The organism is Pedobacter caeni (assembly GCF_900129215.1).
Lineage (GTDB): Bacteria > Bacteroidota > Bacteroidia > Sphingobacteriales > Sphingobacteriaceae > Pedobacter > Pedobacter caeni.
On sequence record NZ_FQUQ01000007.1, the window covers coordinates 291,741 to 311,149 of the forward strand.

General features: G+C 39.2%; 8 protein-coding genes. All 8 read left to right on the forward strand.

From position 1 onward, the window contains the following. Positions 1-277 precede the first annotated feature (277 nt). The 8 genes from BUC20_RS30235 to BUC20_RS30275 all read left to right on the forward strand — a co-directional run bounded on the left by BUC20_RS30235 (position 278) and on the right by BUC20_RS30275 (position 19,403). Entirely contained in the window at positions 278-3,490 is a 3,213-nt protein-coding gene (locus BUC20_RS30235) for a SusC/RagA family TonB-linked outer membrane protein (RefSeq protein WP_073237461.1), read from the forward strand. A gap of 11 nt (positions 3,491-3,501) precedes the next feature. Continuing rightward, entirely contained in the window at positions 3,502-4,956 is a 1,455-nt protein-coding gene (locus BUC20_RS30240) for a SusD/RagB family nutrient-binding outer membrane lipoprotein (protein ID WP_073237464.1), read from the forward strand. 695 nt (positions 4,957-5,651) lie between these two features. Continuing rightward, the gene (locus BUC20_RS30250) at positions 5,652-8,783 is read left to right on the forward strand and encodes a SusC/RagA family TonB-linked outer membrane protein (protein ID WP_073237468.1); all 3,132 of its coding nucleotides are present in this window, start codon (positions 5,652-5,654) and stop codon (positions 8,781-8,783) included. Between the two features lie 21 nt (positions 8,784-8,804). Continuing rightward, positions 8,805-10,400 carry a RagB/SusD family nutrient uptake outer membrane protein gene (locus BUC20_RS30255; RefSeq protein ID WP_073237470.1) on the forward strand — a complete coding sequence of 532 codons (1,596 nt, stop codon included), beginning with the start codon at positions 8,805-8,807 and terminating at the stop codon, positions 10,398-10,400. A gap of 293 nt (positions 10,401-10,693) precedes the next feature. Further along, positions 10,694-13,822 carry a SusC/RagA family TonB-linked outer membrane protein gene (locus tag BUC20_RS30260; protein ID WP_073237472.1) on the forward strand — a complete coding sequence of 1,043 codons (3,129 nt, stop codon included), beginning with the start codon at positions 10,694-10,696 and terminating at the stop codon, positions 13,820-13,822. Positions 13,823-13,843: 21 nt separating this feature from the next. Next, positions 13,844-15,331 carry a SusD/RagB family nutrient-binding outer membrane lipoprotein gene (locus BUC20_RS30265; protein WP_073237474.1) on the forward strand — a complete coding sequence of 496 codons (1,488 nt, stop codon included), beginning with the start codon at positions 13,844-13,846 and terminating at the stop codon, positions 15,329-15,331. A 22-nt stretch (positions 15,332-15,353) separates the two neighbouring features. Next, a complete protein-coding gene (locus BUC20_RS30270) occupies positions 15,354-15,827 on the forward strand; it encodes a hypothetical protein (RefSeq protein ID WP_073237476.1) in 474 nt (157 codons plus the stop codon). Positions 15,828-16,232: 405 nt separating this feature from the next. Further along, the gene (locus BUC20_RS30275; protein ID WP_073237478.1) at positions 16,233-19,403 is read left to right on the forward strand and encodes a SusC/RagA family TonB-linked outer membrane protein; all 3,171 of its coding nucleotides are present in this window, start codon (positions 16,233-16,235) and stop codon (positions 19,401-19,403) included. The last annotated feature ends 6 nt before the right edge of the window (positions 19,404-19,409 follow it).

Consider the following 19,409-nt stretch of genomic DNA (forward strand, 5'->3'; position numbering starts at 1 on the left):
TTTTAGTAGTATTTATTTATTCAGAATTGTTACAAAAGTCAGGATTTTTATATAAAGTTCTGACTTTTGCTGTTACAACACTTTTATTCCGAACAATCGGACGGTCTGTTTTTTTTGTTCGAAATTATATTTTGCTGAGGAGATTTTTTCAGGATTTTGACGAAGAATTTTGTTGTCACGGTAGTGTCATCAGAAGTGCCATTGCTGCAAAAAGTTATGCTGGCATATCAAAAATGCTATATTTGGGCTTTAATTAACCTAAATTTTATAATTTTTTATGAAAAAACTTGTACAAAGTTTGTTCATTTTTATGCTTCTTGCTGTCTCAGCAGTCGCACAAGAGAGGACGATCAGTGGAACAGTTACGGACAAGGGTGATGGTCAGCCACTTCCCGGAGTAACTGTCAGGATTAAGGGTGCACAAGGGGGCACACAAACAAGCGCAGACGGAAAATTTTCCTTAAAATTAACTTCGGCTGCAACGGGATTGGAATTCTCTTATCTCGGTTATGTAACTCAAACAGTTCCAGCTACTTCTAGCGTAATCAATGTTTCGTTGGTTACAGATTCAAAACTACTTAGTGAAGTGGTTGTGACAGGAATGGGGGTCTCACGTGAGAAAAAAGGATTGGGATATAATGTTCAAACCTTAAAAAGCGATGATTTAACAAAAGCATCTAACCCAAGTTTGGCAGGATCTTTACAAGGCAAGTTGTCTGGTGTAGAGATTAAACCTTCAAGTGGTATGCCAGGTGCATCTTCTCAAATCACAATTCGTGGAGCAAGATCATTTACGGGAAATAACGCGCCATTATATGTAATCGACGGAATGCCTATTGCTTCGAATGCCGACTTCTCTACAGGAAACAGTGTTACCGGAGCTGATATTGCTAATCGTTCAGTGGATTTAGATCCAAATGAGATCGAAAGTATGACCGTATTAAAAGGTCAGGCAGCCTCTGCATTGTATGGTATCCGTGCTTCAAATGGTGTAATTTTAATTACTACTAAAAGTGGTAAAGGATTGGCTAAGGGTAAACCAGTCGTTTCCTTCAATACTAACTTTGCAATTGATAAAATCTCGCGTAAGGCAGATTTGCAGAATACATGGGCACAGGGAACCGAAGGTGTATTTGCACCAACAACCTCTATGTCATGGGGTCCTAGGGTAGAAGATCTTCCGAATGATCCTGCATATGGCGGAAATACCCAAAGCAAAGATAATATATATACTACAAAAGGGTTACACCCAGGGAAGTATTATGTGCCTCAATTGGAAAGTGCAGGTTTAGATCCATGGGCAACACCAACAAAATATGATAACCGTGGTGATTTCTTCGAGTTGGGAAAGACATTCAGTAACTCTGTTAACATTAGTCAGGCTACAGATAATGGAACTTTTTCTATTGGTTTAGGAAATTCACATCAGACAGGTATCATTTCTTCTACTGCTATGGATCGTTATAATGCAAAAGTTTCTGCAGAGACGAACCTAAATAAAGCATGGAAAATGGGCTTTACAGGAAACTACATTCAATCTGATATTGATAAAGCTTCTTCCGGAAACGATGCCTTGCTTGGTACAGTTTATTCTGCTCCGATCAACTATAATCTGAAAGGAATCCCTACGCATACACCTATTGATCCTTATAGCCAGATCAACTATAGGTCTTTAACCTTTAATAACCCTTATTGGGCGATGGAGAACAACCGCTTCAACGAACGTACAAACCGGTTCTTTGGAAATGGTTATACCACATTCACTCCGGAAGTAAATTGGGGAAGAGATTCAAAATTCTTTGTTAAATACCAATTAGGTGTTGACTCTTATTCTTCTAACTATCAGGATATTTTTGAATTTGGAAATACAGGAAAGGCAGGAAGTATCAAAAACTATGGTACAACCGTTGCTAACTATAACTCATTGTTGACCGCTAACTACGATGTTAAACTTTCTGATGATTTTAGTTTAACCGCATTAATTGGTAACGAGGTTAACCATGAGAATTTAAAAAAATATGATGAAACTGGTCTCAATTTCAATTATGGTGGTTGGAAACATATCGACAACACTAAAACAAAAATTGCAACAGAATCTAAATTTCAATATAGGACTGTCGGTTTCTTCTCTAGTATAAACCTGGCTTATAAAAGCTTATTGTACCTGAACGTAACCGGTAGAAATGACATTGTTTCCAGCATGCCTAGAGGTAACCGTTCTTTCTTTTACCCATCAGCATCTTTGGGCTTTGTGGTAACAGAATTGGAAGGGCTTAAACAAAATAATACCCTTAATTTCTTAAAATTAAGAGCTTCTTATGCCGAAGTTGGGCAGGCTGGTGTTTATTTGAACAATTATTTTAAAACACCAAATTATGATGGTGGATTCTGGCAAAACCCTCCTGTGATCTATCCGGTTGATGGAGCAACTGCTTATACGCCTTATGGAACATTGTATAACAAAGATCTTAAGCCACAGAATACCGTGTCCAAAGAAGTAGGGTTTGAAGCGAGAATGCTTAATAATTTGATCAGTATTGATTATACGTTCTCCAGACAGGATGTAAAAGATCAAATCTTCCCGGTTCCTTTGGCTGGTTCTTCCGGGTCAGTTGAGATCCTTATGAATGGTGGAAAAATCCATACAAATGCTCATGAGGTTGCATTGAATATCAATCCGATCAAGAAAGAAGACTGGAATTTAAACTTTGGGTTTAACTTCACCAAGATCGACAACTATGTGGACGAATTAGCACCTGGCGTAGGAAGTATTTTCCTTGGAGGTTTCACAACACCACAAGTCCGTGCAGGTATCAATGATAAGTTCCCTGTGATTTACGGTGGTACATTTAAAAGAGACGCAAATGGAAGGATCCTTGTTGATGAGAATAAGGAGACATCTCCAGGTGAGGCAAATGCAAATTACGGTATGCCATTAAGTGGTGAACCAGGTGTAATTGGAAGTGTTTCTCCTAAATTCCTTTTAGGTGGTAATATGGCATTGCGTTACAAACGTTTTTCTTTGAGTACAACTTTTGAATGGAAAAATGGCGGATCGATTTACTCTGGAAGTAATGGATTAATGAATACTTATGGAATGGGTAAAGTTACAGAAGACCGTACTACTCCATTTATCTATCCTGGTGTTAAAGCTGACGGTTCAGCAAACGATATTGTAAGAGGTGGAGCAAGTGATTCCTATGCTTACGAAAATCTATACGCGAATGTGCTAGGTAATATTGATGAGGCATTTATTTATGATGCGTCATTTGTGAAAATGAGAGAATTGGTGTTTAACTATAAGATACCTCAATTCCACAAAGTAAACTTAAGTGTTTCTGCTTTTGCCCGTAACATTTTAATTTGGTCTAAGCTACCAAATTTTGATCCGGAATCTTCTCAGGGAAATACCAATATGGGTGGTGCGTTTGAACGGTTTTCGGTTCCACAAACCTCTACATTTGGTATGGGCTTAAACCTTACATTTTAATTATAAATAATATGATCTTAGAAAATATAAAAAAAACAGGGTTGGCGTTACTTTTAACGACAGTTGTGTTTTCCTCTTGTTCAGAAGATGTAATGGACAGAATTAATGAGGATAGAAATAATCCTTTGACTTCACCTGCTCGTTTTATTATTACGGATGCAATTGCATCAAGTGCATTTAAAGTTGCAGGAAGTGATTATGCATTCTATGCGTCTGTGTATATGGAAAACCATGTTGGAATCTATGGGCAGATGTACAATGCTGAAATCAGGACGGCTGAGCCTTACTTGTCTACTACTTATGATAATGCCTGGTCGGCTGCTTATACCAATCTGCGAAATTTGAAAGTAGCAATTGATAAATGTTCTCCGGGTGGTATTGAGGATGGAAATTTCCAGGCATTAGGTATTGCTCAGGTATTATCTGCATATAACCTTGCCATTCAAACTGATTTAATGGGAGATATTCCATGGACAGAGGCTATTCAGCCAGCAATTATTCTTCAACCGAAAATTGATAAACAGGAAGCGATTTATGCTGACGTGATGAAATTTTTAGATGATGCGATTGTTAACTTAGGTAAAAATAGCGCGTATGCTTCTCTTGAAGGTCAGGACTTATTATATAAGGGTAACAATAAGGCGTGGGTTAAAATGGCTCATGGGTTAAAAGCACGTTATAAAATGCGCCTTTCTTTCAGAAGTGCAAAATATCAGGAAGTAATTAATGAAGTGGACTTATCTTTTGCTGAAGCAAGTGAGCAAGCTTCATTTAAATTTAATGGCGGCACCTCTAATAATCCTTTCTATAGTTTTGCTAACGACCGTGATTATTTTGGTGCAAGTACAAGCTTACATGAAAAGCTTGTGGCCAGAACCGATCCTCGTGATGCATTGTTCTTTACTTCTTATCCAGTTGCGCCAAATAAGCCGGCAAAGCCGCTTATTTTTGCACCCAACGGAGGTCCAAGACAACAACAAGAATATTATGGTATCTCAGGATTGTTGTCTGCAAGTGCGCCAACTCATCTTTTAAGTTATCATGAACTATTATTCCTTAAAGCGGAAGCTTATTCCAGATTAGGGGATAAATTTAATGCAGAAAAGGCGCTAAAAGCGGCTATAGCTGCAGCTTTTGTGAAAGTGGGTTTAACCGAGGAAGCAGCAGGCACTTATTATGCTGATAAAGTTGAGGGGCTCTTTAATGCAAATCCAACTAAAGAAATCATGGCTCAAAAGTATCTTGCTTTCTTTGAAGATGAGGCTGTAGAAAGCTATAATGATTACCGCAGGTTAAAAGCAATGGGTAATGGAGATTATATTCCCTTGTCTAATACGAAGAGTTTTCCTTTGCGCTTTACCTATGGTAGCAGTGATGTTACTACTAACGATTACGTTAAGGCAGCATACGGTGATGGTCAGTATGTGAAAACAGAAAACGTATGGTGGGCCGGTGGCACACGATAGTTTGTTCTTAAAATAACAAGTCCCTTTAATTCTGGGCTAAAAAGAGCAGCGAAACTAAGATTTCCTGCTCTTTTTTTGTGCTTTCAAGGTGGCGCCGATGCTAGATGTTCTCCTTCCGGATCAGATTCACTATTGGGATTTGTGGTCTTCAGGGGCGATCAAAGCTGCTCGGGAGGAAGTCAAATGGTGACTGGAGGTATTGTACCATTCAAAAATATTTTTGCTTTTATTTCCAGGAAATAAATGTTTATTTCAAGGCAGTCCATTGATAAAGATAGGGTTGTGGAATTGGTTTGGTGTTTAATTCCTCTTGTCGGTTTAATTGCACCTCTAGGGTTCGCCAAGGTATTCAGTGCCATTGAACCGAAATTTTGTACATCCAGGTTAAAGATCTGATTTATTGTCCTGGCTCAATTTCTTGTTTGTAACAATTGCGGGACAATCTGGTGTATGCCTCAATTAATTGAACTGATAATCAATACACTTAGTTCCAAATTAGAAAATCTTAAAAATGTTAAATTTCGCTCTTAGGTTCACTTTATTGTTTTTCTAAAACTCTTATTTAGTATAATTAGGGCCCTCTTTTTGTGTCATTTTATTGTCATTTTAGTGATAACATGTAACATGCCCATGTGTAAGCACAATTTTGTTTTTCTATCTTCAATTATTATTAACTAACCTAAATTTTATTTTTTATGAAAAAACTTTTACAAAGTTTGTTCATTTTACTGTGCATTGCAGGCTCTGCAATGGCTCAGGATCGAACAATTACTGGTACAGTTACAGATCAGGAAGATGGCAGACCTCTGCCAGGTGTAACGGTACGAATTAAAGGTGCCAAAGGAGGTACTCAGACAGGTGGGAATGGAAGCTATTCCTTAAAGGTGGCTTCTTCAGGAACCGCACTTGAATTCAGTTACCTGGGATATGTTTCTCAAACCAAAACCATTACCTCAGATGTTGTAAATGTTAGCCTTGCTGCGGATAGCAAATCTCTTACTGAAGTTGTAGTAACAGGACTTGGGGTAGCAACAGATAAAAGGAAAGCTGCGATTGCTATTGAATCTATATCTTCCAAAAATATGTTGGCTGTACCTTCCGCATCTATCGATAAAGCTTTGATTGGTAAAGTTGCAGGAGCGCAGATTTCTTCTACTTCTGGTCAGCCGGGTCAACAGGCTTCCATTTTATTAAGAGGTATCAACACTCTTGGGAGTACTCAACCAATGATTTTGGTAGATGGAATGGAAGTGAATGCTTCTGGTAGCACCAATGGGTCGGGTACTAACATGTCGTCAAGGCTGTCAGACTTAGATTTATCAAATGTGGACCGCGTCGAAGTAATTCAGGGTGCCGCCGCCGCTACTTTGTATGGTGCACAAGGTGCAAACGGTGTTATCCAGATTTTTACTAAAAGAGGTGTGAAAAATGGAGAAACTAGAATAACTGTTAATTCCAGGGTAAATATTGACAATGTATTGAAAGGTAAATTTGAATTGGCTAAAAATCATTATTTTGAAACCGATGCTGAGGGATACATTTTAAATGGAGATGGCAAGCGTATGTCTATGGATGCGAATGGTGGATGGGATAGTCCTCAAGGTCCGGCGGATCTTTCGAAGGCGTTGATTAATAAACCTTATAAGGAAAAAACCTATGATCACTTTGATCAGCTTTTTAAATCAAATGTGCCTACCTTTAACAATACGGTTAACGTATCTGGAGGAGCAGGTAAATTCGACTATGCCGTGAACCTTTCCAATTTAAAACAAAAAAGTATTATTAACGGGGACCTTACTCGGACCAATCTTGGACTGAATGTTGGAGCTGAATTATTTAAGAATTTTACAATGAGATCAACGACACAATTGATCTATTCTAATAATACTTCTGGTGGAATCACGGGCCAAAATAATGTTAATAGTGGACTTGGAAGTGCCTTAACTTCAAGAGCATGGTGGGACCTTAAATTTAAGGACCCGCTAGGAAATTCCGTTGCAAATCCAGAGGGTGAAAACTCCATAAATCCATTTTATTCCTTCCAGTTTAGGAACTATGGAACAAAAGTCACCCGTATCGTTCAAGGAATTGATTTGAACTACAAATTCCCAAAATTTGTTGAAGTAAATTATAAATACGGTATTGATACCTATAAAAATGAGTTCCAGAATAACATCCTTTATCAGCTGAACAATGCATTTCCTGAAAGTGGGCTAACTCCTTTCGACGGTCAAATTACTTTGGATCGCGATAGAGAAACACTTAAAAACTCGTTATTATCTGTTTATTTTAAGACAGATTTTCAACAGGATTTTAATTCTTCTTTACCAATACAGACCTCCACTCAGGTTTCTTATGATTACAGACATAGGTACAGAGAGAACGTTACAACAGAAGGAACCGGCTTTCCGGGCTTTCCTCCTTTCACTCCGGGATTGGCAAATACCAAAACCTATGAAACAAGTGTAAATGAATTTATCACATTTGGTTATTTAATTAATCAAAGAATCGATTATGGAAACCTATTTGGTGTTTCAGGGGGTGTTAGGGTTGATTATTCTTCTGCTTTTGGGGCAGGAAATAAAGCATTTGTTTTTCCTAGGGCAGATGCTTATGTGAGATTCGATGATATCATTAAAAGTGAAAAAATCTATGAACTTAAACTTAGGGGAGCTTATGGTGAAGCGGGAACCCAACCAGGTGAGTATGATAGGCAAGTTACACTAAATCAGGGTAATATTGGTTCAAACGGTTATCTTGGCACTAAAATAAGAAGCCGAAATCCAAACCTTAAGGTTGAACGTTCTCAAGAAACGGAGGTTGGGATTGATGCTGGTTTTATGCTTGGAAAAAACAAGTGGTTTGAACGCTTAAAGATTAATACTACCTATTGGAATAGAAAGAGTACTGACGTAATCCGGGCACTTGATATCGCCCCTTCTTCAGGTGCAAGTGAACTTTTAGACAACTTACTAAGCTTGAAGTCTTCTGGATTTCAAATCGCAATAGACGCTGACGTCTATACCAGTGATAATTTTAGCTGGCAGTTTGGAACAAGGTTTGGTGCGAGCAAGTCGCTGGTTGATAAAATTTCCAATGGAAAAGATGTCACCATAGGTGGCAGTGGCTCTGGCCAGTTCGTCCTGAGGGAGGGAGAGTCTATTGGTGCATTTTTTGGAAAGACACCTTTGTCAAGCGTTGATCAGCTAAATCCATCGGGGGGAAGGTATATTCCTGAAGCAAATGCTGGGAATTATGTTTTGGTGAATGGAATGGTTGTTGATAAAACAAGTAAAGCGGTGCAGTTTACCAGTAATCAGACAAATATTGGCGATCCAAATCCTGATTTTACAGTTTCTTTTACTAATAATTTTACAATTAAAAAGGATCTTTCAGTTTCGTTCCAATTGGACTGGACTCATGGAAATCAAATCTATAATCAAACAAAACAATGGTTGTTCCGTGATTTAATTGCTGGTGAGCAAGACAAAGCGGTTACTATTGGATCCGAAACAGGTGCTTTTGCGAATTATTACAACTCTCTTTATAATACGAATAATACGAACTCTTATTTCGTCGAGGACGGTTCTTTTGTTAGGTTAAGGGATGTAACCATAGCTTACAATTTTGGGTCGTTGATCAAAAATAAGTTTATCAGATCCGCTCAATTGTCAGTATCAGGTCGGAATTTATTCACAATTACTGATTATACAGGAACGGATCCGGAAGCTGCTGCAAATTTCAATAATCCTTTGAACAGAGGATTGGACTTGCATGCTTTTCCAAACTTCAGGACATTCCAGGTTGGGTTATCATTAGGGTTTTAACTAGTTTTAAAAGAAAGAATTATGAAAAGAATAAAATATATGTTGCCAGTATTTCTTTTGATGCTGTTAACGATTTCCTCTTGTAAAAAGGAAATTTTGGATTTGAAAAATCCAAATGAGCCGGGGCTTGTCTCTTTAGAGACAGAAGAAGGTATGAAGCGCGCCGCCTTAGGTGTGTACAGCAAATTTGGATTAGACTATTGGTGGTTGACACTTGGCTATCATGATATAATGGGAGATACTTATTTTATATCGGCCGGTAATTTTTCCTGGAGATGGGCAAATCAGACTGCTAAGATTACTTTATCTAACGGAACAGTGTTAACACCTCCACAGGGGGGGCTTCAAGGAGTTGAGTTGAAAGCCCGGAATGATCGTTCATTCGGCGACGATAATGCTTTCAGTAATGAGTGGGAGTCTTGTTATGCGGTAAATAACCAGGCAAATTTATTACTGGAAGCAGTCAAATCCCCTGCCCTAAAAATTACTAATGATGCAGAAATGAAGAAAAAAGTACTTTCTGCCTGGGCTTATTGGTGGAAAGGATTCGCTTATTCAAGATTGGGTTCTATGTATATCTCTGGTTTGATCACTGATGAATCAGGAAAAACAAATGGAAACTTTGTATTAAATACTGCAATAATTGCTGAAGCAAATAAAAATTTCGATTTGGCTATTGCTCAACTGCAGGGGCTTCCTTATAATCTAAGCTATGGAGCTTTCTTGCAGAAAATGATTCCCGACTTTGTAGATGAGTTTGGTACAAAAGAAACAGGATCAAAGTTAAGTCCTGAAGCATGGATTAGAAACATAAACACTTATAAGGCAAGGAATCTTCTCGTGAACAAATCTGTTGATGAAATGACCAGTGCAGATTGGACAACAATTAAAACTTTAGCGACAAATGGTATTCAGGCGAATGACGCTATTTTTACAAATAGATCAGCTGCAGCTAATGATCTTGTCTCTCAAAACGCGTGGGCTCCCGCAAGACTCATAATTGCTGGATGGATGTTTGTATCGGAGCGTTTAGTTCAGGATTTCAAAACGGGCGATGACAGAAGAGCTAGAAATGTGATCACTTATCCTTCGGGTACAGTTGTAAACAGGTCAGGACGAGGTTTTCAATACGGAACGCGATGGGCATTTAGGTCAATTGAAACAGGAGGTGACTATGCTTCCAATACAGCTGGGCTGGCTGTAATCCCAATAGCATGTTCTTATGAAGAAAATGAATTGATGCTTGCAGAGGCAAATATCAAACTCGGACAGGTCGATTTAGGCTTGGGGTCTGTTGATAAAGTTCGAGCATTTCAGCGAGCCGCTTTACCCGCAGTGGCAAATACTGGTTTGAACCCAACTCAGGCTTATGAAGAGTTGAGAAGAGAAAGAAGGATTGGCTTAATTAATAAAAACGTTTCTTTCTACGATGCACGTAGATGGGGCGTAATTAAAGCTGGCGGGGGCCGGACAGGGGCTGTAATCGTTGGACCGAATGGTGTAATAGATAATAATGCAAAAATAGAATATAATTATTTAAACTATTGGGATGTTCCTAAAAATGAGTTGGATTTTAATACACCAAGTAATCCATCTGTTCCGGTAGCGGCTAATTAGTTTATGACATAAATCAGCTGGTTTTTAAAAGAGGGAAATGCCCTTGAGTTAACTTAGTTGTTAAAGAAGTCCCAGGTACGTAATGTGCCTGGGATTTTTTTGTGCTCGGTCGTAAGCCGCTGTTAGTTAGCGCTATAATATCTTTGTAATCAAAAACAAATCGCTTTCAAATAAATTTTTATTGATTATTGTGTTTTAAGTATAAAATGACAATAAAATGATTTTTTGTGTAAATTCTATGAAATTGTTACATAACTTAGGATAACTATTAACTAACCTAAATTTATTATTTTATGAAAAAACTTCTACAAAGTTTGTTCATTCTGGTATTTATTGCAGGAGCTGCAATGGCACAAGAAAGAACAATTACTGGAAAAGTTACAGCGAAAGAAGATGGAAATCCTCTTCCTGGTGTGACCGTTAAAATCAAGAACCTTCGGTCCGGAACGCAGACCGCGTCTGATGGAAGGTTTTCCCTGCAGGTGCCTGCAGGAAGTACTACACTTGAATTTTCTTATCTGGGGTATGTTGCCAAAGCAGTAAACATTGGTGCTTCCTCCGTTTTAAACGTAGTCCTGGAAGCAGATAATGAAGTGCTTTCAGAAGTAGTCGTGACCGCATTAGGAATTAAAAGAGAAGCAAAAGCTTTGGGTTATTCTACAACGACAGTTAAAGCGGACGAATTGACCGCCGGCCGTTCAGGAAACATTGTGAATTCACTTGCCGGTAAGGTCGCCGGGGTGAAGATTTTGTCTTCAGGAGGTGCTGTGGGAGCTCCTGCTAACATCAACATCCGCCAGGCAACAACATTTACAGGGTCAAACCAGCCTATTTTTGTTGTAGATGGTATTCCTATTGATAACCAGAGTAACACTGGGGGTAGTATGTCTGTAAATACAGGTTCTACGATGTCCAACAGGGCAATTGATTTAAATCAGGATGATATAGAGTCTGTTACCATTTTGAAAGGACCTTCTGCTGCAATGCTATACGGTTCAAGAGCTGCTGCCGGAGCTGTTCTTGTGACCACCAAAAAAGGAGCAAAAGGACAGGCAGGAAGGGTGGAAGTCTCTTCTAATTACAACATTATCAATAACAACAGATATGCTGATTATCAAAATACTTATGCACAGGGTAATGCTGGTAATTATAATGCCTTCTCTAATAACTCATGGGGACCTAAAATTGTAGGACAGGAAGTCACGAATTACCTCGGAAACAAGGAAATCCTTACTGCTTATCCGGACAATGTTAAAGATCTTTTTAAGCAAGGGTATAGCTTACAGAATAACCTTACTTTTTCTGGAGGTACTGATAAAAACACCTACTATATTTCTTATGGTAACTTCGGAGAAAAAGGGTACCTGGATAACAACAGTTTGTATAAAAACAACTTCACGTTCAATGGATCATCAGAATTAAATAAAAAGCTGGTAGCTTCAGTTTCTGCGCAATATATTCATTCTAATTCAACGAATACTCAGGTAGCGAATCAAAGGGCGAACCCTTTATTCGATGCGATTGCCTGGCCTAGAAATTATAACCCGGCAAATTATCCGTTTGAAAGACCTGACGGATCGAATTTTACACCGCCTTCTCAGGTTCCTAATCCAAATTATACCTATTGGAATTCTGCTGGTACTGATAATCCACTTTGGAGCATTAAGAACAATCCCTTTAAACAGGAAATCAACAGGGTTATTGCAAACTTAGCATTTGATTACAAAATTCTGGATTGGTTATCTGCCAGCTATAAAATTGGCGTAGATAACTGGACCAATGTGTCAAAACTCATCAATGCTAAGGGGACCAATAATAACCAATCTGCAAACAGAGCAGGATCAATTATAGACAATACCACCAATAGGACGGAAATCAGTTCTTATTTGAACTTGACTGCGACCAGGAAATTGAGCGAGGATTTCGGTTTACGTGTATTATTAGGTAACGAGGTCAACTACCGAAACCTGAACCAAAACCAGGTTAGAGGTAATGGAATCCAGGATCCTAAAAACTTCAATATTGCGAATACTTTAACTTATATCCCGTTTAACAGCATCAGCGAGCAATCATTAATCGGGTTTTATGCAGATATTAGTTTAGATTATAAGCAATTTGCTTATTTAACATTTACTGGTAGAAATGACATTTCTTCCACCTTTGCTCAAGGAAAGAATTCATATTTCTACCCTTCTGTAAGTGGTAGTTTGGTATTGACAGAAGCGTTCCCTTCTCTTAGAGAGGGAGGAATTCTAAGTTATGCCAAAGTCAATGGTAATATAGCTAAAATCGGACGCGAAGCGTCACTATATAATACTGCAACTTATTTTGGAACAGCGGGTCCTTCTGATGGTTTTGGTCCGAATATGATTTTCCCTTTTAATAATGTAGCCGGCCAAACGTATAATGACGGAGCTGGTAATGCAGATATTGGTCCTGAGTTTACAACAAACAGAGAGTTGGGCTTACAGGCGAAATTTCTAAAAAACAGAATCAGTTTGGATTTCACATATTATAGTACTTTAAGTACAGATGTTATCTTTAGTGTGCCTAAAGCTCCATCAAGTGGATTCGGGTCTATACTTTCCAACGCTGGTAAATTAAAAACCAGTGGTGTGGAGTTCTTGTTATCGGGTATCCCAGTACAAACCAAAAACTTCTCATGGGATATTGCTGTGAACTGGACTAGAGGAAGAAGTAAGGTCATTCAATTGGCTCCGGGTGTACCATTTATTGGAAACGGAGGATTTACAAATCCTCAGGGCCGAATTGTTGAGGGGCTACAATTTGGAACTTTATTTGGACAGGTATTTAATAAGATCAATGGAAAAGACGTAGTGGATGCGAATGGACGATTAACGGGGTTCAATACGCAACTGCAAGTGATTGGTGATCCAAATCCACAATGGACAGCGGGTATTACAAATACGATAAACTATAAAGGTTTCTCATTGTCTGCCCTATTAGACATCAGATATGGTGGTGACGTATATTCACGGACAGTAACAGATTTAAGACGTTTTGGTGCAGTTGAGGAAACCGGAAATCGCGACAGGTTGTATGTACACAATGCTGTGAATGCCAATGGTACTCCAAATACCACATTAATTACTGCAGAACAGTATTATGCTGATTTGTTCTCTGCTTCAGCTCAGGAGTATGCTGTTTTTGATGCTTCATGGATCAGACTGAGAGAGGTAGCCCTTTCTTATAAAATTCCGGGCACAGTGTTCAGAGGAGCGCCATTTATTAAAGGAATTAATGTAGGGCTTAACGGTCGGAATATATTTATGTATGCACCTAATGTTCCACATATTGATCCGGAAAATAACTTGCTTGGAGTAAGTAATGGCCAGGGTATTGAATACAACGGACAGCCACAAACAAGAAGCTTCGGTGCTTCTCTTAGAGTTACATTTTAATACTGTTTTAACGAAAATAATATGAAAAAATATATAAGTAAAGCGGTGGTGCTGGCCCTGGTGGGTTGTGTTGCACTGAGCTCATGCAAGAAATTTACAGATATTAATACCGACCCAAATCAACTTCTTGATGCAGACCCTACTGTTGTTTTGCCAGCGGCAATGGGGCGTATCGGCTTTAATATGGGGTCAGATATACATAGATTTACTTCTTTGTATGTACAGCAATTTGCTGCTCAGGGAAACGCCAGTTCTCAGCCAAGGCAGTATGATTTATACAGTGTATTGGAGGGCGACATCAATAACACCTGGGCGGCCACATTTTCTGGCACGCTTCCCGATTTGCAAAAAGTAATCGCAAAAACTGATGGCCAAAGCCCGTTTTATGCGGGTATTGCTAAGATTCTTAAAGGATATGTATATGCAGTTCATGTTGATGCCTATGGCGATTTGCCTTATACGGAAGCAACAAATTATGAGAATAACTGGACTCCAAAGTTTGATGGTTCATCTTTGATTTATGATAAGGTTTTTGCGTTGCTGGATGAGGGAATTGCAAATGTTAAGGCAACCTCCTCTCTTCAGGTGCCAGCCGCTGATGACTTGATATATGGAGGTAATATGCAAAAATGGGAACGCTTTGCAAATGCGCTGAAATTGAGAATGTATATTCATTATTTTAGTACTAATGCTTCTGCAGCAGATATGGCAAAAGCGAAAGCTGGCATAGAAGCAATAATTTCGGGTAATAAATTGTTGAGTAATAATGGAGATAATTTTCAATTCCGTTTTCTTACCCTTGCGAACCAAACAAACCCTATTCATCAGTTTGAAGGCTCAAGAGCGAATCAGTTCTTCCCTAGTAAGACGCTTGTTGACTTAATGACGGGTAAAAAAGATGGTAGAAGAGCGGCTTACTTTACTGCAACATCTACGACAGCTACTGATACTGTTTATAAGGGGGCTACAAATGGTGATCCGGTGGAAAGTACTGCATTTTCAAGAATGCACACTTACATTCGTGGAAAGGTGGCTGCTCCAAATTATAATGGTGAAGCCCCGATTCGTATGCTGACATTTGCTGAACAGAATTTAATCTTAGCAGAATACTATGCCAGAGCACAAGGAGGAAATAATTTAGGTACTGCGCAGACTTATTTCACAGCTGCAATAAATGCTTCTTTTGACGCAGCAAAAGAGTTTTCTGATGTAACAACAGAGGGCTTCAGGGTTGCTTCTAATCTGGCTGCTTATAAAAGGGCAAATGGAGAATTAGTCGCTGCGACTGCTCTTCGGCAAATTATTGAAGAGAAATTTGTATCCAATTATGGTGTTGCTGTTGAGCCTTGGTCAGATTGGAGAAGGACTGGCTTTCCAGTGCTAATCCCAGTTTCTCCTGCCACACAATTGCCAAGGATATTACCGTACTCTTTCACAGAAAGAAGTTATAATCCAAATGTTCCGGCAAGAGCCTCGGTTTATGATAAAGCTGTTTTCTGGGATAAATAATTCACCAATTAAAAATTAAGAAATGAAAAAAATAACATATATCCTGCTCGCTTTAACAATGGTTATTGCATCTTGTAAGAAAGATCCAAGGCAGCCAGAGGTACTCACAGCGCCTGCAACATTAATATTTAATGACAATATAGATTTGGTCTCAGGAAGTTATCCGAGTAAAGCACCTCAGACTAACCCTCCAACGATACCAGCACCGGATAAAGGTACAGGGGCTGTCAAGATTAAAGTTACCAGTAGTGATAACGTAAAGCAGTTAAAGTTCACGACAAGATTATCCGGCATTGATTATCCTCAGGGAACAGTGACTGTTCCAGCCGGAGGTGTATATAGTTTCGAGAGACTGGTGAAAGATTTACGTGGCACTACTGATGCGCCACTTCCTGCGGGAACTTCCAGTAGTGTTGGGGTTACTTTGATTGTAGAAGGAATCCTCGCTGATGGTACATCCGTGAGAAGGTTTTTTACCATAACAGTGACGAATTAAAAGACTGTCTGTTAACTAAAAAAAAGGGTTGTGTCATTGAAAAATGAGGCAACCCTTTCTTTTTGAGTTTAATTTCTTAAAAATTTCTGCTCCCTTCCGGGAATTGAGCTGTTTTTTATGTATCAAAATTGATATAGCTAATGGAGGCTGAGTTTTGTCTGATCTCCAGGGTGATTATGTGTTCTTTTTTTTGTTGTTTGTGTCTTATTATGAGTGAGTTGTGCTGTTTTGCGACTAACGATTATTAATCAGAAATAAAGGGAAATCGGCTGCTTATTTCGATATCTCAACCGGAATATTTCATTTGTTTAACGATTAATGATGAAATATTTAATATTTTTTCAAAGTATTGGAAATGTTATATATCTTAGGTTAATTATTAGCTAACCTAAATTTTACGTTTTTATGAAAAAACTTGTACAAAGTTTGTTCATTCTATTGCTTATTGCGACAAGTGCAATTGCTCAGGAAAGAACAATTACCGGGACGGTTACCGATGGAAGTGATGGAAAACCGCTTCCGGGAGTAACAATTCGATTAAAGGGGGCCAAAGGTGGCGCCCAGTCAGGCTCAGATGGCCGGTTTACTTTAAAGGCACCTGCAGGAGTAAGTGCGTTGGAATTTTCTTATTTGGGATATGTTTCTCAGTATAAGAACATCGGTTCCTCAAATGTTGTAAATGTTGCCTTAGAATCAGACTCTAAAGCACTGACAGAAGTGGTGGTAACGGGTTACGGTACAACCAAGAAAAAGGACTTTACAGGATCGGCTGCATCGATCAAAGGAGATGATCTGAAAGACAGACCTGTTCAAAGTTTTGTTCAGGGGATGACAGGTCAGGCTGCTGGTGTGAGTATTATCCAGCCAAACGGTTTGCTAAATAACCCTCCGGTAATCCGGGTGAGGGGGGTAAGTTCGATCTCATTGAGCTCTTTCCCACTGGTGGTTGTAGACGGAATTCCTTTCCCGACTTCAGATGTATCAAATAACTCCACAACGAATAACCCTTTAGGGGATATTAATCCTAATGACATCGAATCTATTGACGTACTTAAGGATGCGGCATCGACGGCTTTATATGGTTCAAGAGCAGCAGCTGGGGTATTGGTGATTACCACTAAAAAAGGTAAAACCGGAGATGCACGTGTCAACTATGATGGATGGTTTGGTGTAAATAATGCGGTTCGTTTACCAGAGCTGTTGAATGCCCAGCAATTCATTGATGTTAAGAACGAGGCACTAAAGAATGCTTTGGCGCTAAATCCAAATGCGGTAGGTGCATCTCAAAGAGATGCACAGGGAAGAGGTTTCTTTCCTTCTTACAATCCTGATGGATCTATGGTAGATACAAAATGGTATGATGAAGTCTACAGAACGGCCTATTCCCAGAACCACGGGGTAACGGTTAGTGGCGGAACAGAGAAAACAACTTATTATCTGTCCGGTGGTCTGTCTGATCAGAACGGCTTTCTTAAGAACAATACTTTTAAAAGGTATTCAGGTCGTGTAAATCTTGGACACCAGGCTACAAAGTGGATGAAATTATCGCTAAATATGAGCTATAATAACACCCTGAATCAGTCGCCGAATAGTGGATCTTCTCCTGGAGCAGCATTTAACTCCTCAGGTTTAGGTCGTCTGGCAATTGCCGTAGCTCCGAATCTTTCGCCAAGAAATCCTGATGGCAGCTTCAATATCACAAAGAATACAGTGGGTAATAATGCGAATCTTGTTCCAAGTACTTTCGCTAATCCAGCCGTTTTAGCGCAATTGGATAAAAACAGATCTGAGACCAATCGTTTTCTGACCAATATGGGGGCAGATTTCAAACTTATGGAAGGGTTAAATTTCAGAACCAATTTTTCATGGGACAGAAGTAATTCAGAAAACGCACAATTCCTAAACCCGGTTCAAGGGGATGGTTATGGCCCTGGAGGGCGTGCGGTGAATCAAAATGTCAGGACAAATAACTGGAACTGGATCAACACCTTACAGTACAATAAATCATTTGACGGGGTGCATAACCTGAATCTGACTGTGGGCTCTGATGTTCAAAAAACACGGACTGAAGCCTGGGGTGCAATGCGCTCAGGCTTAGGTGATCCAACCTTCTTTACTCAGTTTCAGGGAACTTATGTATCGAATACACCTTCAGGAAATAGAATTGAGCAGATTTCGTACGAAGCTTATCTTGCCAGTGCAAGCTATAATTATGCAGGAAAATATTTTATCAGCGGTAACTTCCGTAGAGATGGAAATTCAGGATTAGCTGATGGAATGAAATGGGGTAATTTTGGTGGAGCATCTGTTGGATGGTCAATCTCTCAGGAAGATTTCTTCAAAAATTCAGGATTATCAAATACAGTGAGCAATCTGCGTCTGCGCGGAAGCTGGGGTAAGGTTGGAAATGGAAATGTTGGACCATATAATGAGTTTACCACTTATAGTCCTGGTATTTATGGCTCCACTCCTTTTGCCTGGTTTTATAATAAAGCTGGTAACAGAAATCTGAGCTGGGAAACGAGTACACAGACTGATATTGGTCTGAATTTGGGTTTATGGAATGACAGGCTGACTTTTGAGGCTGATTATTTTTATAAAAACATTGATAACCTGATCCTTGATGTTCCTCAGGCGCCTTCTAAAGGTATCCCTGAAGACCTGATTGCTGGTGGAAGTATTCTTGCCAACGTTGGCTCTATGTATAACAGAGGGTTTGAGTTTGGTATTGGAGGTCTTCCGATTAAGACGGATAAATTCAGCTGGAAAGTAAATCTGAATTTAACATTGATTAAAAACCGGGTAACTGAATTAGATCCTACGGTAAAACAACTGATTGGAACAACAGGAGGATTAGAGTCTGCTAGTATTACAAAAGTTGGTGAGTCAATCGGTAGCATTTATGCAGTTAGAACAAACGGAGTAAATCCTGCCAATGGCAGAAGAATATTTGTCAACTCTGCCGGACGTGAGGTTCAATACCAACATTTTGGTGGTAACATGGCCTGGACTTACCTCGATGGAACAGCAGCACCAAGCCCTGCAAGTGATGCTCAGGTGATTGGTGGTACCTTGCCAAAATGGTATGGAGGGTTTAACAATACGTTTACTTACGGAAATTTTGATCTGAACCTGATGTTTACTTTCTCCGGAGGTAACTATATCTATAATGGTTCCCGTGCAGGTCTTTTGGATCAGCGTTGGAACAATTCCACTGAAATTCTGAAAGCATGGAATACTAATGGCCAGAATACAGAAATCCCAAGAACGGTTTATGGTGATAACGTTTCGAATGGATCTTCTTTTGCCATCAGTGCGAATGCAGAAAAAGGCGATTTCTTAAGACTTCAAACGGCAACAATTGGGTATAAGCTTCCTGCGACACTTTTTAACAAAATTGGAATCAACAGCTTAAGGGTTTATGCTTCAGTAAATAATGCATTTTTGATTACCAATTATTCAGGTGTGGATCCAGAGATCTCCACGAATGGTAATTCAACCCTTTCAAGTGGTGTTGAGCGTAACAGCATTCCTCAAGGTAGAGCATTTACGTTTGGCCTTAGTTTAGGATTATAATATTTA

Bases quoted from the DNA above. Each gene is read 5' to 3' on its own strand.
- BUC20_RS30235 (WP_073237461.1), top strand. From the start codon at position 278: ATGAAAAAACTTGTACAAAGTTTGTTCATTTTTATGCTTCTTGCTGTC.
- BUC20_RS30240 (WP_073237464.1), top strand. From the start codon at position 3,502: ATGATCTTAGAAAATATAAAAAAAACAGGGTTGGCGTTACTTTTAACG.
- BUC20_RS30250 (WP_073237468.1), top strand. From the start codon at position 5,652: ATGAAAAAACTTTTACAAAGTTTGTTCATTTTACTGTGCATTGCAGGC.
- BUC20_RS30255 (WP_073237470.1), top strand. From the start codon at position 8,805: ATGAAAAGAATAAAATATATGTTGCCAGTATTTCTTTTGATGCTGTTA.
- BUC20_RS30260 (WP_073237472.1), top strand. From the start codon at position 10,694: ATGAAAAAACTTCTACAAAGTTTGTTCATTCTGGTATTTATTGCAGGA.
- BUC20_RS30265 (WP_073237474.1), top strand. From the start codon at position 13,844: ATGAAAAAATATATAAGTAAAGCGGTGGTGCTGGCCCTGGTGGGTTGT.
- BUC20_RS30270 (WP_073237476.1), top strand. From the start codon at position 15,354: ATGAAAAAAATAACATATATCCTGCTCGCTTTAACAATGGTTATTGCA.
- BUC20_RS30275 (WP_073237478.1), top strand. From the start codon at position 16,233: ATGAAAAAACTTGTACAAAGTTTGTTCATTCTATTGCTTATTGCGACA.